Annotated in this window: 13 protein-coding genes and 1 tRNA gene; 4 read left to right on the top strand and 10 right to left on the bottom strand. The window is 71.7% G+C overall.

Annotated features, from left to right (window positions below; all coding sequences use genetic code 11):
- Nucleotides 1-51 precede the first annotated feature (51 nt).
- The 7 genes from CSC68_RS10145 to CSC68_RS10115 all read right to left on the bottom strand — a co-directional run bounded on the left by CSC68_RS10145 (nucleotide 52) and on the right by CSC68_RS10115 (nucleotide 10,014).
- Complete coding sequence (locus tag CSC68_RS10145; RefSeq protein WP_162203442.1) at nucleotides 52-1,341, bottom strand: citrate synthase; 1,290 nt, start codon at nucleotides 1,339-1,341, stop codon at nucleotides 52-54.
- A gap of 270 nt (nucleotides 1,342-1,611) precedes the next feature.
- On the bottom strand, nucleotides 1,612-1,860 hold the full coding sequence (locus CSC68_RS10140; protein WP_028915918.1) for a type B 50S ribosomal protein L31: 249 nt from the start codon (nucleotides 1,858-1,860) through the stop codon (nucleotides 1,612-1,614).
- Between the two features lie 97 nt (nucleotides 1,861-1,957).
- Complete coding sequence (locus CSC68_RS10135; protein WP_162203441.1) at nucleotides 1,958-2,899, bottom strand: nucleoside hydrolase; 942 nt, start codon at nucleotides 2,897-2,899, stop codon at nucleotides 1,958-1,960.
- 75 nt (nucleotides 2,900-2,974) lie between these two features.
- Nucleotides 2,975-5,110 (bottom strand): ATP-dependent DNA helicase RecG, encoded by a 2,136-nt coding sequence (gene recG, locus CSC68_RS10130; RefSeq protein ID WP_162203440.1) that lies wholly within the window; start codon nucleotides 5,108-5,110, stop codon nucleotides 2,975-2,977.
- A gap of 10 nt (nucleotides 5,111-5,120) precedes the next feature.
- Complete coding sequence (locus tag CSC68_RS10125) at nucleotides 5,121-5,501, bottom strand: RidA family protein (protein WP_162203439.1); 381 nt, start codon at nucleotides 5,499-5,501, stop codon at nucleotides 5,121-5,123.
- Between the two features lie 75 nt (nucleotides 5,502-5,576).
- Nucleotides 5,577-7,748: a RelA/SpoT family protein gene (locus tag CSC68_RS10120; protein ID WP_162203438.1), complete on the bottom strand. Its 2,172-nt coding sequence runs from the start codon at nucleotides 7,746-7,748 to the stop codon at nucleotides 5,577-5,579.
- Nucleotides 7,749-7,827: 79 nt separating this feature from the next.
- Nucleotides 7,828-10,014 (bottom strand): RelA/SpoT family protein, encoded by a 2,187-nt coding sequence (locus CSC68_RS10115; protein WP_425501238.1) that lies wholly within the window; start codon nucleotides 10,012-10,014, stop codon nucleotides 7,828-7,830.
- A gap of 55 nt (nucleotides 10,015-10,069) precedes the next feature.
- Between CSC68_RS10115 and CSC68_RS10110 the strand changes: the two genes are divergently transcribed.
- The gene (locus tag CSC68_RS10110; protein ID WP_343039886.1) at nucleotides 10,070-10,690 is read left to right on the top strand and encodes a hypothetical protein; all 621 of its coding nucleotides are present in this window, start codon (nucleotides 10,070-10,072) and stop codon (nucleotides 10,688-10,690) included.
- Between the two features lie 69 nt (nucleotides 10,691-10,759).
- Here CSC68_RS10110 and CSC68_RS10105 read toward each other — a convergent pair whose 3' ends face one another.
- Nucleotides 10,760-11,320, bottom strand: coding sequence for a Dps family protein (locus CSC68_RS10105; RefSeq protein WP_162203436.1), 561 nt, complete (start codon nucleotides 11,318-11,320; stop codon nucleotides 10,760-10,762).
- 99 nt (nucleotides 11,321-11,419) lie between these two features.
- Here CSC68_RS10105 and hrpA point away from each other — a divergent pair, with 99 nt between their 5' ends.
- Together hrpA and recQ are read left to right on the top strand one after the other, a co-directional pair.
- The gene (hrpA, locus tag CSC68_RS10100) at nucleotides 11,420-15,610 is read left to right on the top strand and encodes an ATP-dependent RNA helicase HrpA (protein ID WP_162203435.1); all 4,191 of its coding nucleotides are present in this window, start codon (nucleotides 11,420-11,422) and stop codon (nucleotides 15,608-15,610) included.
- A 58-nt stretch (nucleotides 15,611-15,668) separates the two neighbouring features.
- On the top strand, nucleotides 15,669-17,540 hold the full coding sequence (gene recQ, locus CSC68_RS10095) for a DNA helicase RecQ (protein WP_246193523.1): 1,872 nt from the start codon (nucleotides 15,669-15,671) through the stop codon (nucleotides 17,538-17,540).
- Nucleotides 17,541-17,561: 21 nt separating this feature from the next.
- On the opposite strand, the gene CSC68_RS10090 is transcribed toward recQ, so the two are convergent.
- Nucleotides 17,562-22,058 carry a DEAD/DEAH box helicase gene (locus tag CSC68_RS10090; protein WP_162203434.1) on the bottom strand — a complete coding sequence of 1,499 codons (4,497 nt, stop codon included), beginning with the start codon at nucleotides 22,056-22,058 and terminating at the stop codon, nucleotides 17,562-17,564.
- 230 nt (nucleotides 22,059-22,288) lie between these two features.
- Between CSC68_RS10090 and CSC68_RS10085 the strand changes: the two genes are divergently transcribed.
- Nucleotides 22,289-22,507 carry a hypothetical protein gene (locus tag CSC68_RS10085; RefSeq protein WP_162203433.1) on the top strand — a complete coding sequence of 73 codons (219 nt, stop codon included), beginning with the start codon at nucleotides 22,289-22,291 and terminating at the stop codon, nucleotides 22,505-22,507.
- Nucleotides 22,508-22,754: 247 nt separating this feature from the next.
- Here CSC68_RS10085 and CSC68_RS10080 read toward each other — a convergent pair.
- Nucleotides 22,755-22,830 (bottom strand) — tRNA-Lys (locus CSC68_RS10080).
- Between the last annotated feature and the right edge of the window lie 31 nt (nucleotides 22,831-22,861).

Genomic DNA, 22,861 nt, shown 5'->3' with positions numbered 1-22,861 from the left:
AAGGAACGCCCCGCGATGCGGGGCGTTCCTGGTTCCACTGCCTGGCGCGGATCAGCGCTGGCCGGCGGGCTTGTAGTCGCGCACCGGCGAGCCGGTGTAGATCTGGCGCGGACGGCCGATCTTGGCTTCCGGATCGACCTGCTGCTCCAGCCAGTGCGACACCCAGCCGGCGGTGCGGCCGATGGCGAACATGACGGTGAACATCTCGGTCGGGATCTTCAGCGCCTTGTAGATGATGCCGCTGTAGAAGTCGACGTTCGGGTACAGCTTGCGCTGGATGAAGTACTCGTCCTTCAGCGCGGCCTCTTCCAGGCGCATCGCCACTTCCAGCAGCGGATCGTCCACGCCCAGCTCGCCCAGCACCTTGTGGGTCATCTCGCGGATGATCTTGGCGCGCGGGTCGAAGTTCTTGTAGACGCGGTGGCCGAAGCCCATCAGGCGGAAGCCGGAGTTCTTGTCCTTGGCCTTGGCCACGGCGGATTCGACGTTCTTGGCGTCGCCGATCTCCTCCAGCATCTTCAGCACGGCCTCGTTGGCGCCGCCGTGCGCCGGACCCCACAGCGCGGTGATGCCGGCGGCAACGGACGCGTACGGGTTGGCGCCGGTCGAACCGACCAGGCGGACGGTCGAGGTCGAGGCGTTCTGCTCGTGGTCGGCGTGCAGGATGAACAGCAGGTCCAGCGCCTTGGCCACGACCGGGTTCAGCTCCAGCGGCTCGCTCGGCACCTCGAACATCATGTGCAGGAAGCGGCTGACGTAGTCGAGGTTGTTGCGCGGATAGCGGATCGGCCAGCCGATCGAATAGCGGTAGGCGGCGGCGGCCAGGGTCGGCATCTTCGCCAGCAGGCGGATGGCGGCCAGGCGGCGCTGCTCAGGATCGTTGAGATCCAGGGTGTCGTGGTAGAACGCCGAAAGCGACGCGACGCTGCCGGCCAGCATGGCCATCGGGTGCGCGTCGTAGTTGAAGCCCTGCAGGAAGTTCTTCAGGGACTCATGCATCATCGTGTGATGCGTGACCTCGTGCTCGAACTTCTTGAACTCCGCCTCGGTCGGCAGTTCGCCGTTCATCAGCAGGTAGGCCACCTCCAGGAAGCTGGAGTGCTCGGCGAGCTGCTCGATCGGGTAGCCGCGGTACAGCAGCACGCCGTTGTCGCCATCGATGTAGGTGATGGCCGACTTGCAGCTGGCAGTGGCGGTGAAACCGGAGTCGTAGGTGAAAAGGCCGGTTTCCTTCGTCAGCTTCGAGACGTCGATGCAGTCGTTGCCCAGGGTCGGCTTGAGCACCGGCAGGGTCACCGACTTGTCGCCGGCATTCAACGTGACCTGGTCGAGATTGGACACGGTGTGCGCTCCTCTTTGGGGTAAGCGCGATCCGTCGCGCCGGGGCGCAAGGGTCGCGGTAGGGGGGTCCGTGGCGGCACGCCGCGGAACGCCGGGATTATCGCATACCCATACGCCCCGGTCCGCTGGACGGAAGTCGTAGAAGCCGGGCGCAGGCGGCACGGTCCGTCCCATAGCGGCAAAACGCGCGCACGACGAAGCGGCCGCACGAGTGCGGCCGCTCCATCTGCATCACATCGGCGGTCGCCGCCGGTGGCGGCGCGCCCGGGATCAGCGCGCGTAGCGGCGCTGGAACTTGTCGATGCGGCCGCTGGTGTCCACGACCTTGTGCTTGCCGGTGTAGAACGGGTGCGAGGCCGAGGAGATTTCGATCTTGACCAGCGGGTACTCGTTACCGTCTTCCCACTTGACCGACTCCTTGGCGGTGGCGGCCAGGGTCGAACGGGTCAGGAACTTGAAGTCGGAGGTGACGTCGTGGAAGACGACTTCGCGGTACTCGGGATGGATGTCGGCCTTCATGGCGGCGCACCGTAGGCTGTAGCGGACTGAGCCCGGTATTCTAGCGGCTCGCCCCCGGCTGGTGCAAGCCGGGGGAAGGTCGCGGAACCCGCCCGGCTCAGCCGGCGGCCAGGGCCGCCCGCACCCGGGCGTCGAACCGGGCCTGGTCGTAACGCAGCAGGATCCGCGCATTGTCCGGGGCGCCGGTCTGGCGGTTCCAGTCCACCGCGGTCAGGCCGCGGGTCAACCGGCCTTCGGTCTCCACCGCCACCGGACGCTCGGCCGTTTCCAGCGCACCGTCCGGCTCCAGGGCCCAGGCCATGGCCAGCGCGTCGGCCGAATGCCAGTGGTCGCCGCGGCGGTCCTCGGACCAGAGCCGGGTCTGGCGCGAGATCGCGTCGTAGAACCTCGCGCGCGGGGAGTCGGCGGCCAGCCACTTCTCCACCTCGCGGTGGTGGAAGCCATGGGCCAGGGTGGCCTCCCAGTCGGCCAGGTCGTACTTCGGGAAACCGGACAGCACCACGTGCGCGGACTCCGGATCGAAGCCGACGTTGAACTCGGCCACCGGGGTGATGTTGCCGTGGGCGCTGACCGCACCGCCCATCACCACCAGCCGCGCGACGCGCTGCGGCAGGGTCGGGTCAAGGCGCAGGGCCAGGGCCAGGTTGGTCAGCGGACCGAGGGCGACCAGCACCAGGCGGCCGGCGTGCTCGTGCGACAGGCGCAGGATCGCGAGCGCGGCGTGCTCGGGCTCCGCCTGCCCGGCCGGTTCCGGATAGCCGACGTCACCGAAGCCGTCGCGGCCATGCACGTGGGCCGCGTCCTCGCGCGGGGCGTGCACCAGCGGGCGGTCGCAACCGGCGAACACCGGCACCTGCGGCTGGCCCGCGACCTCGCGCAGCTTGAGCGCATTGCGCACGGTGTGCCCCAGGCCGACGTTGCCGGCGGCGATGGTCAGGCCCACGACTTCGTGGCGGGAATCGTTGAACGCCATCAGCAGCGCAAGCGCGTCGTCGACGCCGGGGTCGGTGTCGATCAGCAGCGGGATCCGGTCACTCATCGTGTTACTCCATCAGATGGCCGCGCAGTTTCGCCCCGCGACGCGGACAGGGCAATGGCGCAAGGCGGGGAGCGGTCAGGCGCCGGCGTAGCGCGCCGCGCCGCCGACCCAGCGCGCGATCACGCGATCGGCCACGCCCGGGGCGGACTCCAGCAGCAGGTCGGCCAGCCGGTGCACCTCGGGCAGCAGGTCCGCGTCGCGCGCCAGGTCGGCGATGCGGAACGCAGCCAGGCCTGTCTGCCGCGTGCCCAGCAGCTCGCCCGGACCACGCAGTTTCAGGTCCTCCTCGGCGATCACGAAGCCGTCGCCGGTCCGCCGCAGCACGTCCAGCCGCTGCCGCGCCATCGCCGACAGCGGCGGCTGGTACAGCAGCACGCAGGACGATGCGGCCGCGCCGCGCCCCACCCGCCCGCGCAGCTGGTGCAGCTGGGCCAGGCCCAGGCGCTCGGCGTTCTCGATGATCATCAGCGAGGCGTTGGGCACGTCCACGCCGACCTCGATCACGGTGGTGGCGACCAGCAGGTCGGTGTGGCCGTCCTTGAACGCGCGCATCGCCGCCTGCTTCTGCGAGGCTTTCATCCGACCGTGGACCAGGCCTACGCGCACGCCCGGCAACTGCGCGGTGAGCTGCTCGAAGGTGCGCTCGGCCGCCTGCGCCTGCAGGCCCGGCCCCTGGCCGTTGCCCGCATCCTCGGCCTCCTCGATCAGGGTGCAGACCCAGTACACCTGGCGGCCTTCGGCGCAGGCGACGCGGATGCGCTCGACCAGCTCGGGACGGCGGTCGGCGCTCACGGCCACGGTCTGCACCGGGGTGCGGCCCGGTGGCAGCTCGTCGATCGCCGACACGTCCAGGTCGGCGTAGGCGGTCATGGCCAGGGTGCGCGGGATCGGGGTGGCGGTCATCACCAGCTGGTGCGGCACGTGGCCGTGGGCCGGCCCCTTGTCGCGCAGCGCCAGGCGCTGCTGCACGCCGAAGCGATGCTGCTCGTCCACGATCACCAGCACCAGGTCGTGGAAGGCCACGCCCTCCTGCATCAGCGCATGGGTACCGACCACCACCTGGGCCGCGCCGGAAGCGACGTCGGCCAGCGCCGCGGCGCGCGCCTTGCCGGTGACCTTGCCGGCCAGCCAGGCGACGCGGATGCCCAGCGGCTCGAGCCAGGCGCGCAGGTTGGCCAGGTGCTGTTCGGCCAGTAGCTCGGTCGGTGCAGCGAGGGCGACCTGGCCGCCCTGCTCCACCGCCAGGGTCGCCGCCAGCGCGGCCACCACGGTCTTGCCCGAACCGACGTCGCCCTGCACCAGCCGCTGCATCGGGCTGGGCCTGGCGAGGTCGGCACGGACCTGTTCGTACACGCGCTGCTGGGCACCGGTCAGCGCGAATGGAAGCTGCGACTGCAGGCGGCGCGCGAGTTCGCCGGGACCATCCAGCGCGCGTGCGCGCAGCTGCTGCTGCGCCAGGCGCTGGCGGCGCAGGCCGAGGTGGTGGGCCAGCAGTTCCTCCAGCGCCAGCCGGCGCTGGGCCGGATGGGTGCCCGCCGCCAGTGCCGCCAGGTCCTCGCCGGGCGATGGCCGGTGCAGCACCAGCAGCGATTCGCGCAGCCCCGGCAGGCCGGCCAGTCCGGGCGTGCCGGGAGGCAGCAGCTCGAGCGCCTCGGCCGGAGGCAGGCGTTCCAGCGCCTGTCCGATCAGCTTGCGCAACGTCGCCGGGCCCACGCCCTCGATCGAGGGATAGACCGGATCGAGGCTGTCGCCGAGGGCCGGATCCTCGTCCGGCCCCAGGATCCGGTAGCTGGGATGGACGATCTCCAGCCCGTGCTGCCCCGGTCGCGGCGTGCCGAAGCAGCGCAGGCGCACGCCCGGGCGGAACTGCGCCACCTGGGCGGCACGGAAGTGGAAGAAGCGCAGCACCACGGTGCGGTGCGAGCCGTCGCCGACGGCCACGCGCAACATCGGCCGGTAGCGGAAGCCGCGCTCGACCGCCTCCACCGTGCCTTCGACCTGCGCCGGCTCGCCGCTGCGCAGGTCGGCGATGGCGGTCAGCCGGGGGCGGGCCTCATAGCGCCGCGGCAGCAGGAACCACAGGTCCTGGACCGTGGTCAGGCCGCGCGCGGCCAGGCTGGCGGCGAGCTTGTCGCCTACGCCGCGCAGCGAGGCCAGCGGCGTGGCGCCCTGTCCTGCCAGCGCCGGCGCGGGAACACGGGGTGGCGCCACGCGGGTGCGGTCAGTCCAGCACCATCACCGCATCGGCCTCGAACGCCACGCCCTTGGGCAGGGCGGCCACGCCGATGGTGGAACGGGCCGGGAACGGTGCGGTGAAGTACTGCTGCATCACCGCGTTGACCGCGGCGAACTGCGACAGGTCGGTCAGGTACAGGCCCAGCCGCACGATCCGGTCCAGCGAACCGCCGGCCGCCTCGGCCACCGCCTTGAGGTTCTCGAAGACCTGGCGCGCCTGCGCCTCGATGCCGCCTTCCACCACCTCGCCCGTGGCCGGAACCAGCGGGATCTGGCCGGAGAAGTACACCGTGTTGCCGCTGCGGACGGCCTGCGAGTACGGGCCGATGGCGGCCGGGGCGTGGTCGGTCTGGATGATCTGGGGCATCGGACGGCTTCCTGCATGGGGACAGCCGGGGATTCTAGCGTCCCGCGACCGTTTCCGGCCCGGGATCGCACGCCCTTATTGCCGCCTGACCGCCTGCACGACGTTGAGCCGGCGCAGGCGGCGGATGACCTCGGCCAGGTGGTTGCGGTCGCGCACCTGGATGGCGAAGCGCAGCTGCGCGGCATTCATGTCGCGGTCCAGGTAGTCCACCCGCTCGATGTTGGACTGGCTCTGCGCCACCGCCGCGGCCAGCTGCGCGAGCACGCCGGTATGGTTCTCCACGTCCACGATCAGCGAGGTGTCGTAGTCGCCGGTGACGTTGGGATCCCAGTCGATCGGCACCCAGCGCTCGGGCGACTTGCGGAACTCGGCCAGGTTCGGGCAGTCCAGGCGGTGCACCACCACGCCCTTGCCGGAGGTGTGGTAGCCCATGATCTCGTCGCCGGGGATCGGCTGGCAGCAGTTGGCGAAGCTCACCACCCCGCCCTCGGTGCCGTTGATCAGGATCTTTTCCTGCGAATGCTTGGAGTGGCCGCCGCCGCGCAGCTCGGCGTAGGCCATCAGCGCCTGCGCGGCCTGGCTGGGCATCCAGTTGCCCAGCGCGACCTCGGCCAGGAACGCCTCCAGACGCGGGAAGCGGTGCTCGGCCAGGAACGACTCCAGGCGCTTGGCCGGCAGGCGCTCCAGCGAGCTGCCCATCGCCTCCAGCGCGCGGTCCAGCATGCGGTGGCCCAGCTGCACCGCGTCCTCGTGCTCGAGCTGCTTGAGCTGGTGGCGGATCGCCGTGCGCGCCTTGCTGGTGACCACGAACTCCAGCCACTGCGGCTTGGGCGCGGCCGACCTGGCGGTGATGACCTCCACCGTCTGGCCGCTGGAGAGCTTGGTCTTCAGCGGCACCAGCTTGCGGTCCACGCGCGCGGCCACGGCCTGGTTGCCGACGTCGGTATGCACGGCATAGGCGAAGTCCAGCGCGGTGGAATTGCGCGGCAGGGCCAGGATCCGGCCCTTCGGCGTGAACAGGTAGACCTCGTCGGGGAAAAGGTCGACCTTGACGTTCTCCAGGAACTCCAGCGACGAGCCGGCGGCGCGCTGCGACTCGATCAGCTCCACGATCCAGGCGTGGGCCCGGCTCTGCGCGCTGTTGGGGCCGTCGCCGCCATGCTTGTAGGTCCAGTGCGCGGCGATGCCGCGCTCGGCGATCAGGTCCATTTCCTCGGTGCGGATCTGCACCTCGATCGGCGAGCCGTAGGGGCCGAACAGCACCGTGTGCAGCGACTGGTAGCCGTTGGCCTTGGGAATGGCGATGAAGTCGCGGAAGCGCCCGTCCAGCGGCTTGAACTGCGCATGCACCGCGCCGAGGGCGTGGTAGCAGTCGGCCACCGTGCGCACCACCACGCGGAAGCCGAACACGTCCATCACCTGGTCGAAGCTCTTACCCTCGCCCTGCATCTTGTTGTAGATGCTCCAGGGCGTCTTGATCCGGCTGACCAGGCGGTGCTCCAGTCCCTCGCGGGCCAGGCCCTGCGACAGCTGCACCTCCACCTGCGCCATCGACTCGCGCCGCACCACCGGTTGGCTGCGGATGTGCTTCTCGATGATCGCGTGGCGCCACGGATGCAGGGCGCGGAAGCCGAGGTTCTGCAGCTCGGACTTGACCAGGCTCATGCCCAGGCGCTGCGCGATCGGGGCGTAGATCTCCAGGGTCTCGCGGGCGATGCGCACCCGCGCCTCGCTGCCCTGCGCGCCCAGGGTGCGCATGTTGTGCAGGCGGTCGGCCAGCTTGATCATGATCACGCGCAGGTCGCGCGACATGGCCAGCAGCATCTTGCGGAAGCTCTCGGCCGCCGCTTCCTGGCGGTCGCGGAACTTGAGCTTGTCCAGCTTGGTGACGCCGTCCACCAGCTCGGCCACGTCCTCGCCGAACTGCGCCGCCAGCTCCTCGCGGGTCAGCGGGGTGTCCTCGATGGTGTCGTGCAGGATCGCCGCGACCAGCGTTTCCACGTCCAGGCCCAGTTCGGCCAGCACCGTGGCCACCGCCACCGGGTGGGTGATGTAGGGCTCGCCCGACTTGCGGGTCTGCCCGGCGTGGGCGGCGGCCCCGACCCGCCAGGCGTCGCGCAGCAGCGGCAGCTGCTCGCACGGCAGGTAGGAAGCGGCGCGCTCGAGTTCGAGGACGTAGTCCGGCCCCTGCTCGCCTGTGGACGGCGGCTCGCTTGCGACTGCCTGTGCGGATGGGCCGGGGTTCATGCGCGAAAGCCTATTCCAGCGGGCTGCCGGCGGCAAACCTTGCGGCGCGTGCGTGCGTGCATCGAACGCCACGACCGCCTCATCCGAGCCTCCACGCCCGCTCCACGCCCGGCAGGGCGTCGAGCTTGCCCAGCAGGGTGGACAGCTGGCCGTAATCGTTCACCCGCAGGCGCAGGCGCAGCTGCAAGCGGCCGTCCGCGTGCAGGTCGCTGCGGATGTCGGCCACGTGGGCGTCCTCCTGGGCGATCAGGGTGGTGACATCCTTCAGCAACCACTTGCGGTCCACGCCGCGGACCGCCACGTCCACCTCGTAGCCGCTGCCGCCGGAACCCCATTCCACCGGCAGCACCCGCTGCGGCTGGGCCGCGGCCAGGCGCGCGAAGGACGCGCACTCGGCCCGGTGCACGGTGACGCCGCGGTTGCGGGTCAGGTATCCGGCGATCGACTCGCCGGGCACCGGCTGGCAGCAGCGTGCAAGCTGCACCAGCAGGTTGCCCACGCCCTCCACGGTGAACCCGGGGCGCGGCTTGCTGCGCGCCGCCTGGCGGCTGGCCGGGCGCGCCGGCACCGGTGGCGCCGGGGACTGGCTGGCCGCCTCGGCGGCCCGTTCCAGCTCGTGCAGGGCGCGGCCGACCTGGTGGGGACCGATGTCGCCCAGGGCGACCTGGATGTACAGGTCGTCGACCGTCTCGGCGTGGAACCTCTTCGCCACCGGCGCCAGGTCGGCGGCCTGCAGGCCCAGGCGCCTGAGCTCCCGCTCGAGCATCTCGCGGCCGGCCTGGACGTTGCGCGAGCGGTCCAGCTTGTGGAACCAGGCGCGGACCTTGTCGCGCGAGCGGCCGCTGGCGAGGAAGCCGTTGGCCGGCAGCAGCCAGTCGCGCTTGGGATCGGGCTCCTTGCCGGTGAGGATCTCGACCTTGTCGCCGCTGCGCAGTCGGTAGCCCAGCGGCACGATGCGGCCGTTGACCTTGGCGCCGCGGTAGCGGTGCCCGACCATGGTGTGGACGTGGTAGGCGAAATCCAGCGGAGTTGAGCCGCGCGGCAGGTCGATGACCTCGCCCTTGGGGGTGAGCGCGTACACCCGCTCCTCGACCAGCTCGGCGTCCAGCGCCGCCGCCAGTCCCTCGTCGCGGTTCTCCGCGGCCTGCTCCAGCAGCTGGCGCATCCACGCGATCTTGCGCTCGAACGCGCGCCCGGCGCCCTTGCCCGCGGCGCTGCCGCCGGTCTCCTTGTAGCGCCAGTGCGCGGCCACGCCGAGCTCGGCCTGCTCGTGCATCTCGCGGGTGCGGATCTGCACCTCCAGCGTGCGCCCTTCCGGGCCGACCACGGCGGTGTGCAGCGAGGCGTAGCCGTTGGGCTTGGGCCGGGCGATGTAGTCGTCGAACTCCCCGGGCACCGGCGCCCATAGCGAGTGCACCACGCCCAGGGCGGCGTAGCAGGCGGCCACGTCGGCCACCATCACCCGCACCGCGCGCAGGTCGTAGAGCTTGTCCAGCGGCAGCTGCTTCTTCTGCATCTTCCGCCAGATGCTGTAGATGTGCTTGGGCCGGCCGCTGATCTCCGCGGCCAGGCCCTGTGCCGCCAGGGCCTGGCCCAGCTGCGCCTTGACCGACTCGATGTAGCGCTCGCGGTCGGCGCGGCTTTCGTCCAGCTCGCGGGCGATGCGGCGGTAGGTGTCCGGGTCCAGGAAGCGGAACGCCAGGTCCTCCAGCTCCCATTTCAGCTGCCAGATACCGAGGCGGTTGGCCAGCGGCGCGTGGATGTCACGGGTCAGCTGCGCCAGCGCGCGCCGCTCCTCCTCGGGCAGGCCGTTGGCGGCGCGCATCTTCGCCAGCTGGCGCGACAGCAGCACCGGCACCACCCGCAGGTCCTGGATGATCGCCAGCAGCAGCCGGCGCAGGCCCTCGCCGTTGCGCCCGGCCTCGCGCCCGGCGTGCAGCGCCCACACCTGGTCGGCCGCGTCCTGGCCGTCGAGCAGCCCACCCACCGCCGGCCACTGCGCGCACACCGCCGGCGAGGCCACCGCGCGCAGGCCCGGCAGGTCGTACAGCAGCGCGGCGACCAGCGCGGCCTCGTCGGCATCCAGGCTGACCAGGTTGCGCAGGGTGTCGGCGATCACCGGCCACGGCAGCGACGCCTCGTGCCCCGTGCCCTCCGCGTCCCACGCCCGCGCCAGGGATTCGCGCAGGGCGGCAGGCAGGCGGCCCGCGGCCGGGTCCCGCAACAGTGCGTGCAATCCGTCGATGGGGGGGCGCGACAAGGCCATTCCGGCGCGTGGGGTTGTGACTACACTAGCGAGCAACACACCGGAGGAACAAGACATGCAGGTGCTCCATCGTGTTCCGCTGCTCGGCCTGGCCCTGGCACTGGCGCTCGCCGCCGGGACGGCCGCCGCGCAGGACGCGCCCCCTTCGTCGCTGCGCCAGCAGATGAGCGCCGCGGAGTTCCGCGCAGCCGGCCTCGACAAGCTCAGCCCCGCCGAGCTGGCCGCGCTCGAGCAGTGGCTGCAACGGCGGCATGGCGCGCAGGCCGCCGCCCCGGCGGACGCCACGCCCGCGGTCGTACCGGCGACGCCTGCCGCGACGGTCGCGCCCGCTGCCGCTGCTGCCGCGGCCGTGGATGCCGCCGAGCTGGAGCGGATCCGCGAACAGGCGCGCGAGGAAGGCCGGCGCGAGGTGCGGGAGCAGGTCCGGGGCTTCTCGGACTTCGGCTCATCCGAGCCGATCACCAGCAACCTGGTGGGCGAGTTCCGCGGCTTCGGCAAGGGCAACCAGTACACCCTCGCCAATGGCCAGGTCTGGGAGCAGACCGAGGAGGCGCGCCTGGAGGGCGTGCGCCTGCGGGATCCGGCGGCGACCATCAAGCCGGGCCTGCTCAACAACGTGTGGTACATGCGCATCAAGGGCTACAGCACCACCGCCAAGGTGCGGCGCATCCGCTGAAACTGGTCGCCACGGAAAGCACGCGGCCGCCCTCGGGCGGCCGCGACGCATCCGGCAGGACCGCCCGGCTTACTCGAGCAGCGAGCGCAGCATCCAGGCGTACTTCTCGTGGGTCTGCAGGCGCTGGGTCAGCAGGTCCACGGTCGGATCGTCGCCGGCGTCGTCGGCGATCTTGAGCACGCTGCGCGCGGTGCGGCACACCGCCTCGTTGCCCTCGACCAGCTGCTGGACCATGCCCTTCCAGTCCGGAACGCCGTCGGCGCCCTGCTCCTCGCGGATCGAGGTCAGGCGGGTGAACTCGGCATAGGAACCGGGGGCGGTGAAGCCCAGCGCGCGGGTGCGCTCGGCGACCTCGTCCAGCGCGTTCCACTGCTCGGTGTACTGGTCCATGAACATCGCATGCAGCGAGTTGAACATCGGACCGGTCACGTTCCAGTGGAAGTTGTGGGTCTTCAGGTAGAGGGTGAAAGCGTCGGCGAGGTAACGCGCCAGGCCTTCCGCGATCTCCTTGCGGTCGCTGGCGTCGATGCCGATCTCGATGCGCGAGGAGGACGCGACCGGGTTGAGGCCGGAGGCCTTGCGCGGCTTGGTGGAAGAAGCGGATTTCGTGGCGGGCTTGGCCTTTGCCATGTTGCACTCCTGGGGCTTTGGGTCCACGGAACTGGTGGGGACTGTCAGAATAGACACTAACTCCGCCCGCGTTATGCAAAGTTTCACACGGCCCCATAGATGGAATCGATCCCCGACGACCTGCGCCAGGCCCTCGACGATGGCCGGGTTGCGATTTCCGGCGCCCTGAGCCGCGACCGCGGCCGGCTGCACGGGCTGTGGTCGCGCTGGCGCGGGAAGCCGGCCGACGCCGAACTGCGCGCACGCTTCGAACAGGCGCTGGCGGCCTCGGTCGCGGCCTGCCAGGCGCGCGCCGAAGGCCTGCCGCCCATCACCCTGGATCCGGCGCTGCCGATCACCGCCGAGGCCGAACGCATCGTCGAACTGGTGCGCACCCACCAGGTGGTGGTGGTGGCGGGCGAGACGGGCTCCGGCAAGACCACCCAGCTGCCCAAGCTGTGCCTGGCCGCCGGGCGCGGCGTGGCCGGCACGGTCGGCTGCACCCAGCCGCGCCGGATCGCCGCCCGTGCGGTGGCCGCGCGCGTGGCCGAGGAACTGAAGACGCCGCTGGGCGGGCTGGTCGGCTACCAGGTGCGCTTCACCGACAACGTCGGCGCCGACACCCGGGTCAAGTTCATGACCGACGGCATCCTGCTGGCGGAGATCGCCTCCGACCGCTGGCTGTCGGCCTACGACACGATCATCGTCGACGAGGCCCACGAACGCAGCCTCAACATCGACTTCCTGCTGGGCTACCTCAAGCAGCTGCTGCGCAAGCGTCCGGACCTGAAGCTGATCGTCACCTCGGCGACGATCGATACCGCCCGCTTCGCGCGCCACTTCGACGACGCACCCGTGGTCGAGGTCGCCGGCCGCACCTATCCGGTTGAGGTGCGTTACCGCCCGCCGGATGGCCCGGCCGAGGAGCCGCAGGCGCAGCCCGGCCGCGGCGGAAGCAATGCCCGCCGACCGCGCCAGGAGCGCGAGGCCGATCCGTTGTCGGCGATCACCGCCGCGGTGGACGAAATCACCGCCGAGGACCCGCGTGGCGACGTGCTGGTGTTCCTGCCCGGCGAGCGCGAGATCCGCGACCTGCACCGCGCCCTCGAGAAGCGCCAGTACCGCTCGACCGAAGTGCTGCCGCTGTACGCGCGGCTCTCGGCCAAGGATCAGGACCGGGTGTTCAACCCCGGCCCGCAGCGGCGCATCGTGCTTGCCACCAACGTCGCCGAGACCTCGCTGACGGTGCCACGCATCCGCTACGTCATCGACCCGGGCGACGCGCGGATCAAGCGCTACAGCCCGCGCTCGAAGATCGACCGCCTGCACGTGGAGCCGGTCAGCCAGGCCAGCGCAAACCAGCGCAAGGGCCGCTGCGGACGCGTGTCCGAGGGCGTGTGCTACCGCCTGTATTCGGAGGCCGACTTCCTCTCGCGGCCGGAGTTCACCGATCCGGAGATCCGCCGCTCCAGCCTGGCCGGCGTGATCCTGCGCATGCTCCACCTGGGCCTGGGCCGGATCGAGGACTTCCCGTTCCTGGAGCCGCCGGACGAGCGCGCCATCGCCGACGGCTGGCAACAGCTGATCGAGCTGGGTGCGGTGGAGGACGCCGGCAACGGCCAGCGCCGCCTGACCGCGATCGGCCGGCAGATGGCGCGCCTGCCGGTGGACGTGAAGCTCTCGCGCATGCTGGTGGCGGCACAGGTGCATGGCTGCCTGCGCGCGATGCTGCCGATCGCCGCCTTCCTCGGCGTGCAGGATCCGCGCGAGCGCCCGCCGGAAGCGCGCGAGGCCGCCGACAACGCGCACGCGCAGTTCGCCGATCCGCGCTCGGAATTCGTCGGCATCCTGCGCCTGTGGCAGGCCTACGACGACGCTTATGGCGAACTGACGCAGTCGAAGCTGCGCGACTGGTGCGGCAAGCGCTTCCTCGGCTTCCTGCGCATGCGCGAATGGCGCGAGTGGCACCGCCAGCTCAAGCTGCTGTGCAACGAGCTGGGCTGGCGCGAGGAGGAGCCGCAGCACTCCCTGCTGCCACTGCTGGCCGGCGCGCCGGCGGCAACCGAAGCCCGTGAGGGCAACCGGCCCACCCGCGGCGAACTGCACCGCGCCGCGCGCCTGGCGCGCGAGGGCAAAGCGGGGGCAGAGTCGGTTTTCCAACAGGACAAGCAAGGCGGCGGGAAACCGGGGAAAACCGACTCTGACCCCGGTTTTGGGGCCCGCGAACGCGCCGCCGCCTACCAGGCCCTGCACCGCGCCCTGATCGCCGGCCTTCCGACCCAACTCGGCCACCGCACCGAGAAGGGCGACTTCCAGGCGCCGCGACAGCGTCGCTTCCAGCTGTTCCCGGCATCGCCGCTGGCGAAGAAGCCGCCCCCGTGGGTGCTGGTCGCCACCCTACTGGACACGCAGAAGGTCTGGGGCCTGACCGCCGCCACGATCGAGCCGGACTGGGCGATCGCCGAGCTGCCGCACCTGCTGGCGCGCAAGCACTTCGACCCGCGCTGGTCGCGCGCCCAGGGAAACGTGCTGGCCTCCGAGCAGATCAGCCTGTTCGGCCTGGTGCTGGCACCCAAGCGCCCGGTGCATTACGGCCGCATCGACCCGGCCGGCGCCCACGACCTGTTCGTGCGCCAGGCCCTGATCCCCGGCGAGATCGACACGAAAGCCTCGTTCGTCGCCGCCAACCTCAAGACCCTCGAACAGGCGCGCGAGGAGGAAGCCAAGCTGCGCCGCGTCGGCCTGGTCGCCGACGAGGACTGGCAGGCGCGCTGGTACCTGGACCGCGTCCCGGCCGAGATCCACTCGGCCACCGGCCTGGATGCCTGGTACCGCAAGCTGGAGCAGGAGAAGAAGCGGGCCCTGCGCTGGTCGCTGGCCGACCTGCTGCCGGGCGAAGGCCAGCAGGGCGACCTGTATCCGAAGTACTTCGCGCTGGGCGACGCGCGCCTGCCGCTGCACTACAGGTTCGAGCCGGGCGCGGCCGACGACGGCGTCACCCTGGAGGTGCCGCTGCCGCTGCTCAACGCGCTGGATCCGGCGCGGCTGTCGTGGCTGGCGCCGGGCTTCGTCGCCGACAAGGCCGCCGGCCTGATCCGCACCCTGCCCAAGGCCATGCGGCGCAACTACGTGCCGGCGCCGGACTTCGGCCGGGCCTTTGCCGAGGCCTTCCCGCGACCGACGGCCGATTCCATCACCGGCGAGCTGGCGCGTTTCCTCAGCCGCACCACCGGCAGCCCGGTGGCGGCGCTGGACTTCGACGAATCGGCGCTGGAGCCGCACCTGCGCATGAACCTGCGCCTGCGCGAACTGCCGGACCGCGGCGGCAAGGTGCTGGCCGAGTCGCGCGACCTGGACGACCTGCGCGCGCGCTTCGGCGAGCGTGCCGCGCACGCCTTCGCCGCACGCGCCGCCAACACCCTGGCCACCAGCACCCGCGAGCTGCGCGAGTTCCCCGAGGAGCCGCTGCCGCTGCAGGTCACCGGCGACGCCGGCGTGCCCGGCTTCCCGGCGCTGGTGGACGAGGGCACGCACGCAGTGCTGCGGGTGTTCGCCGACCGCGGCCAGGCCGAGGCCGCGCACCCGCGCGGCGTCGACCGCCTGCTGCGCATCGCCCTGGCCGACAAGGCCAGGCAGGCACGCAAGCAGCTGCCGGTTTCGCCCAAGCTCGGCCTGCTGTATGCGGCGATCGAGCAGTTCGGCGGATCGCCGCAGGACAAGGTGCAGGAGAAGGAGCAGCTGCGCGCCGACCTGGTCGAGGCCGCGCTCAATGCCGTGCTCGCCGATGGCCTGGGCGAAATCCGCGACCGGGCCGCGTTCCAGAAGCGCGCCGAGGCCGCCGGACGCCAGCTGTTCGCCGAGGCCATGCAGCGCCTGCAGCTGGCCGAGCAGATCCTGGCCGCCGTGGCCACGCTCAAGCCGAAGCTGGAAGCCCCGCTGATGGGCTGGGCCGGCGCCAACCTGGACGACCTGCGCGCCCAGCTCGAGGGCCTGGTGCATCCGGGCTTCCTGCGCCACACCCCGGCCGAGGCGCTGGCGCAGTTCCCGCGCTGGCTCAAGGGCATGGCCCTGCGTGCCGAGCGCGCCCTGCGCGATCCGGCCCGCGACCAGGCCCGCATGCTCGAGTTGAAGCCGTTCGCCGACGCGCTCGCCGCTGCAACCGCGCGTGGCGATGCCGGCCAGCCGGAATGGCAGTCGCTGCGCTGGGACGTGGAGGAGCTACGGGTTCTGCTGTTCGCGCAGGAACTGGGCGCACGCGGCGGTGTTTCACCAAAGAAGCTTGCACAGAAGCTGGCGGCCCTGGCCGGCTGAGCACGGTGCAAGCGATATTGTTCATGCCGGCGCGCAGCCGCGCCGGTATCCTTGGTGCATGCAGGAATCCCTGAACACCACGCCGTCGCGTGCCGGCGGCGCGACCGTGGCGCGCGATGCGCTTTCCGTGCTGCGCCAGGTGTTCGGCTACGACGCCTTCCGCGGCCAGCAGCAGGACATCATCGAGCACGTCGCCGCGGGCAACGACGCCCTGGTGCTGATGCCCACCGGCGGCGGCAAGTCGCTGTGCTACCAGGTGCCGGCGCTGCTGCGCGAGGGCACCGGCATCGTGGTCTCGCCGCTGATCGCGCTGATGCAGGACCAGGTCGAGGCCCTGCTGCAGCTGGGCGTGCGCGCGGCCTGCCTCAACTCCACCCTGGACGCCGAACAGGCCCGCCAGGTCGAGCGCGGGCTGCTCGACGGCAGCCTCGACCTGCTCTACGTCGCCCCCGAGCGCCTGCTCACGCCGCGCTTCCTGTCGCTGCTGGAGCGCAGCCGCATCGCCCTGTTCGCGATCGACGAAGCACACTGCGTCTCGCAGTGGGGCCACGATTTCCGCCCCGAGTACCGCGAGCTGACGGTGCTGCACGAGCGCTGGCCGGAGGTGCCGCGCCTGGCCCTGACCGCCACCGCCGATCCGCCCACCCGGCGCGAGATCGCCGAGCGCCTGGCGCTGGAGGAGGCGCGCTGCTTCCTCAGTTCCTTCGACCGCCCCAACATCCGCTACGCGGTGGCGCACAAGGACAACCCGCGCCGGCAGCTGCTGGATTTCCTCGGCGGGCATCGCGGCGAGTCGGGCATCGTCTACTGCCTGTCGCGGCGCAAGGTCGAGGAGACCGCGGAGTTCCTCGCCGGCCAGGGCATCGCCGCCCTGCCCTACCACGCCGGCCTGCCTTCGGACGTGCGCGCGGACAACCAGCGCCGCTTCCTGCGCGAGGACGGCATCGTGATGTGCGCGACCATCGCCTTCGGCATGGGCATCGACAAGCCGGACGTGCGCTTCGTCGCCCACCTGGACCTGCCCAAGTCGATCGAGGGCTATTACCAGGAGACCGGCCGCGCCGGCCGCGACGGCGAACCGGCCGAGGCCTGGATGGGCTATGGCCTGGGCGACGTGGTCCTGCTGCGGCAGATGATCGAGCAGGGCGAAGCCAGCGAGGAACGCAAGGCGCTGGAGCGGCGCAAGCTCGACCAGCTGCTGGGCTACTGCGAATCGGCGATGTGCCGGCGCCAGGCCCTGCTGGCCGCGTTCGGCGAGACCTACGAATCTCCCGATGGACGCGAAGGCTGCGGCAACTGCGACAACTGCCTGCAGCCGGTCCGCACCTGGGATGCCACCGAGGCCGCGCGCAAGGCGCTCAGCTGCGTGTACCGCACCGGCCAGCGCTTCGGCGCCTCGCACCTGATCGAGGTGCTGCGCGGCGCCGATACCGAGAAGGTGCGCCAGTTCCGCCACCACGAGCTGTCCACCTACGGCATCGGCACCGACCTGGACACCAACACCTGGCGCAGCGTGTTCCGCCAGCTGGTGGTCGCCGGCCTGCTGGAAGTCGATGCCGAAGGCCATGGCGGCCTGCGACTCGGCGCGGCCGCGCGGCCAGTGCTCAAGGGCGAGCGCCAGGTCCTGATGCGCGAGGAGCCGGCGCGTCGCCCAGGCCGCGCTGGCGGCAGCGACCGTCCCAGCCAGAGCACCCTGCACGTCGATTCGTACGACCGCCCGCTGTTCGATGCGCTGCGCGCCTGGCGCGCCGGCCTGGCGCGCGAGCAGAACGTGCCGGCCTACGTGATCTTCCACGACCGCACCCTGCGCGACATCGCCCAGCTGCGCCCGGCCACGATCAGCGAGCTGGCGCGGGTCGGCGGCGTCGGTGGGGGCAAGCTGGCGCGCTATGGCCAGGACGTGCTGGACGTGATCCGCGAGTACGGCTGAGTCGCGCTCGCCTGCGCGGATTCAGCGCGCAGGCTGCGGCAGGCCGGCCTGGGTCCTCGCCAGCAAGGCCTCCAGCCCGGGCTCCGGCTCGCCGGACAGGCGTCGCCGCACCTCCTCCTCGACCGCCGGCTCCAGCGCCGCCAGCAATCGCACGTCGGCGGCGACGCGGGCGGCCACCGGCACGCCATCGCGGTACAGCAGCCGCGCACCGCCGATACGCGGCACCTTCTCCCCCGCCAGCAGGGTGCCGGACAGGTTGAGCGGATCCAGTGCGCTGACCTCGACCAGCTGCCCGTCCAGCGGGCGGTTGCGCATCCGGCGCAGCGGCGCGATCGCTTCAGGCAGCGCGAACTGCTCGCCGCTCAGTCCCTCGATGAAACGCCCGCCGCGCACCTCGCCACGCGCCTCCAGGCGGTGATAGACGCGCAGCAGCTCGCGCCACGGGGGCAGCCACGCCGCCTCCCGCTCGAGGATGCGCCAGCCGACCACGCCATAGCGGCGCAGCAGCACCCGGGCCACATGCTCCACCGCTTCTGCGTCGGGACGACGGCGGCCCGTTGCGCCCGCCTCTTCATGCGGGGCAGGCCGCCGCACCAGGGCCCAGCGTCCCGCGTCCGCGACGCCACCAAATGCCGCGCGACGGCGACCGCGACCCGGCGTGGGGCGCTTCGATGGCGGCACCAGCAGCGCGCGCAGCCCGGCGAAGCTGTCGCAATGGGCCACACCGCGCGCCACCAGTTCGGCCAGCGCGTCCTCCAGCTCGGTGCGCAGCAGGCGGGTAGCGTCCAGCAGTTCGTCGAAGAACGAGGCGCCGTTGGCGGCCAGGTAATCGGCGACCTTGCGTGCACGCGAGGACAGGCCCGGCAGTTCGGCGTCCAGTGGCGGCGCCAGCACGGCCCAATGCTGCACATGCCGACGCGGCAGCAGCAGCACCGGCGTGCCGCGCAGCGAAACACCGGCGCGGTTGCCCTCGGCCTCGCTGCCAGCCGCACGCAACCGGGTCCACAGGGTGCGGCCCGCGGTGCACTGGTCGTCGAGCCAGGCGCTGGCGTAGTCGCGCACCCGGGCCGGCAGGATCTCGGCCTCCCAGGCCGGCGCCGGCGCCTCGTAGCCTTCCAGCTGCGCCAGCACATCGGCCAGCGCCTCCGGTCCGCTGACCCGCGCATCCGGGGCCACGCGCTGCCACTCGAACAGGAAGCGCATGAAGTCGCGCGGCGCCACCGGCTCGATCCCGCGGCGCAGGCGCTTCAGGGTGAGGCGATGGATGCGCGCCAGCAGGTAACGCTCGCACCACTCCTGCTCACGCGCACCGGGCGTGAAGCGGCCCTGCATCGCATATCCTTCGGCCTGCAGCGCGAGCAGCGCCTGCCCGATGGTCGATGGCGGAAGTGCCAGGCTGTCGGCCAGCGCGGCCACCGTGACCGGGCCCAGCGCGGTCAGCCGCGACCGCAGCAGCGCGACCAGCGCATCCTCCGCGGCCCAGGACACCCGCGCGAATTCCTCCGGCACCACCAGTGCGTGCTCCTGTCGCGCCTGCGGATGCAGCGCCAGGAGTTGCGGCAGGCGTTCGGCCGCGACCCACCATTGGCGTCCTTCGGCCTGCACGCAGGTGGCGCGCGCCTCGCCTGCCAGCGCATGCAGCAGATCCGGCCAATGCGGATCGCGCTGCGCTTCGCCCGCGGTGATGTAGCCCAGCCCGGTCAGCACCTCGTGCATGCCGTCGGCCGTGTGCGCATGTGGCCACGCGTCCGCGCGCACCTGTTCGATCGCCTCCGCGTCCAGCTGGCCGAGATCCGAGGCCGACTCCGGATCGGCATAGCGGCGCGACTGCACGGCCTGGGTGCGGCGTTCTTCCAGCGGCGCATCATCGAGGAAGGCGTAGGGTCGTGCATTGATGGCTTCGGCCGCGACCGGCGATGGCGTGGCCACGTCGCGCGCCACCACCCGGATGCGTCCGGACTCCAGCCCGCGTAGCACCTCCAGCCAGCCATCCAGGTCCATGGCCTCGTGCAGGCAGTCGTGCAGGGTCTGCGCGACCAGCGGATGGTCCGGCACCTGGCGCTCGCCGACGATGTTCTCCAGGCAGGCGACCTGGTCGGGGAACACCGTGGCCAGCAGGTCCTCGGACTTCATCCGCTGCAGCTGCGGCGGCACCCGCTTGCCGCCGGAGAAGCGCGGCAGGGCCAGCGCGGTACCGGCATTCCAGCGCCAGCGCACCGCGAACAGCGGCGCGTCCAGCAGTGCCTGCACCAGCACGTCGGCGGCCGAGGACGAGTGCAGGTACTTCGCCACCTCGATCAGGGGAAAGCTGTGGCTGGTGGACAGCGACAGCACGATCGCATCCTCTGTCGCCGCGGCCTGCAGCTCGAAGTTGAACTGGCGGCAGAAGCGCTTGCGCAGGGCCAGGCCCCAGGCGCGGTTGAGCCGGCTCCCATACGGACTGTGCACCACCAGGTGGGTGGAGCCGGTCTCGTCGAAGAACCGTTCCAGCACGATGGTGTCCTGGGCGGGCATCGCCCCCAGCGACACCAGGGTCGCGCCGAGGTAGTCGACCAGCTGGCGCGCGGCTTCCGCACCCAGGCCGACCTCCTCCTGCAGCCACCGGCAGGCCGCGGCGGTGCCTTCCGGCGCCAGCCGGGCGGGCGCGCCATCGTCCGCCACCTGCCCGGCCAGTCGTGCGGCCACTTCCGCGCGCAGCCGGGAGACGCCCAGCGACAACTCGTCGCTGCGACCCGGCGCCTCGCCCAGCCAGAACGGGATGCTCGGCGGCTGGCCCTGGGCGTCCTCCACCCGGACCTTGCCCGGTTCCACCCGCAGGATGCGGTAGCTGGTATTGCCCAGCTGGAACACGTCGCCGGCCATGCTCTCGACCGCGAAGTCCTCGTTGACCGTGCCGACGAAGCTCGACTGCGGCTCCAGCACGACCGAATAGTCGCCGGTTTCGGGGATCGTGCCGCCGGACATGGTCGCCACCCTGCGCGCGCCCTCGCGGCCGCGCAGGCGACGGTGCACGGCGTCGCGGTGCACCCAGCCGGCACGCGCGCCGCGACGGTCGCTGAACCCGCCGGCGAGCATCGCCACCACCTCGTCGTAGCGGCTGCGTTCCAGGCGGGCATAGGGCCAGGCGCGGCGCAGGCGCTCGAACAGCGCGTCCTCGTCCCATTCGGCCGCGGCGACCTCGGCGACGATCTGCTGCGCCAGCCCGTCCAGCGGTGCTTCCGGTACCCGCAGCGCATCCAGCTCGGCACGCCGCACGCAGTCCAGCAGGGCGGCGCATTCGACCAGGTCATCGCGGGTGGTCGGGAACAGGCGCGCCCGCGGCACGCCGCCGACATGGTGGCCTGCGCGACCGGCGCGCTGCAGGAAGGCGGAGATCGAGCGTGGCGATCCGAACTGGCACACCAGGTCCACGTCGCCGATGTCCAGGCCAAGTTCCAGCGAAGCGGTGGCGACCAGCACCTGCAGCTGGCCGCGCTTGAGCTTCTGCTCGGCGTCCAGCCGCAGTTCCTTCGACAGGCTGCCGTGGTGGGTGGCCACCGCGTCGTGGCCAAGCAGGCGCCCGAGATGGAACGCGGCGCGCTCGGCCATGCGCCGGGTGTTCACGAATACCAGGGTGGTGCGATGTTCGCGCGCCAGTTCGGACACGCGCAGGTAGACCTGTTCCCACTGGTCGTTGGACATCACCGCCGACAGCGGGGTGGGAGGCAGCTCCAGGGCCAGGTCGCGCCGGCGGGCGTAGCCGATATCGACGATCGCGCAGTCGGGCACGTCGGTGGCCGCAGTGCCGCCATGCACTGCTCCGCCCGCCTGCCACCCGGCTGCGTCGCCGGGAAGCCGGTCGCGGCCGGGGTGGACATTGCCGGCGCCGACCAGGAAGCGTGCCACCTCTTCCACCGGCTTCTGCGTGGCCGACAGGCCGATCCGCACCAGTGGGTGCCCGCACAGCGCCTCCAGCCGTTCCAGCGACAACGCCAGGTGGCTGCCACGCTTGTTGCCGGCCAGGGCATGGATCTCGTCGACGATCACGCTGCGCACCGTGCCCAGCATCGCCCGTCCCGACTCCGAGCCCAGCAGGACGTAAAGCGACTCGGGCGTGGTCACCAGGACATGCGGCGGCTTGCGCCGCAGCCGCGCGCGCTCGGACTGGGGCGTATCGCCCGTGCGCACCGCGGTGCGGATCTCGACCTCCGGCAGCCCGAGCTCGCCCAGGGCTGCGCCGATGCCGGCCAGCGGCGCCTCCAGGTTCAGGGCGATGTCGTTGGACAGGGCCTTCAGCGGCGAGACGTAGACCACCCGGGTCTCGTCGGGCAGGCCGCCCTGCTCCAGCCCCTCGCGCACCAGCGCGTCGATCGCGGCGAGGAACGCGGTGAGTGTCTTGCCCGAGCCGGTGGGCGCGGCCACAAGGGTGCTGCGCCCGGCCATGATCGCCGGCCACGCCGCGACCTGTGCCTCCGTGGGACCCGGAAAGGCGGCGTCGAACCAGCGGGCGACGGCGGGATGGAATGCGACTGTGCTCATGGCGGGAACGGCCGGGGAAAGGCAGCCTGATGCGGGGACGTCGCAGGCGGCGCGACCGGCCTCTCCCCGACTATGGGTCCCACCGGCCAGGCCATCAACGCCGGCGGGCCAGCCGGGCAGCTGGCGTTCATGGCCGGCCAACTGGCCCGTCCACCGGCGACGCGGTATGTTCGCCACGGGAGGCCAGCGTGACCGACGGCGGCGACAGGACGCAGCCCAAGGAGTTGGCAATGGCGACGGAAGACCCGCGACGGAGCGCCCGGCACCGGGCCGGCCTGCGGCAGCGCGTGCGCGACTTCAGCAAGGCCTATCGCAAGGCGCGCGAGTGGCGCTGCACGCCGGTACAGGCGGCCATCGCCGCCGTCCGGTATGCGCTGACCGGCGACAGCGGCCGCTTCGTCTCGCATGACGGTGCACGCCTGTCGCGCATCTACCGCTCCGACGGCTAAGCCCGCTGCACCGCACGCTGGTGCCCGCCCCACGATCCGCGCCGGCCGCCGTAGGGGCCGGCTCCCGCAGCGGGCCGGAGGGCAGCGACACCGGCACGGCGCCGCAAGGTCGCCATTCGCACCATCGGCCTTCAATGGCGCGCGCGCATGGGCCGGGCAGCGGCGCTTCAGGCCTGGCCGCGAAAAAGAAAAACCCCGCGCGCCGGCGGGGTTTCGCGTTCCGGGCAGGACGCCAGGAGGGATTCGATGGTGGGCCGTGTTGGAATCGAACCAACGACCAGCGGATTAAAAGTCCGATGCTCTACCGACTGAGCTAACGGCCCACGGGTCCGGCCGTGGCCGGGTCGCGCATTT

The sequence above is a fragment of the Pseudoxanthomonas suwonensis genome (assembly GCF_010093235.1).
Lineage (GTDB): Bacteria > Pseudomonadota > Gammaproteobacteria > Xanthomonadales > Xanthomonadaceae > Pseudoxanthomonas > Pseudoxanthomonas suwonensis.
Note: the sequence above shows the minus strand (reverse complement) of the source record. Positions and strands in the feature narration are given on the sequence as shown.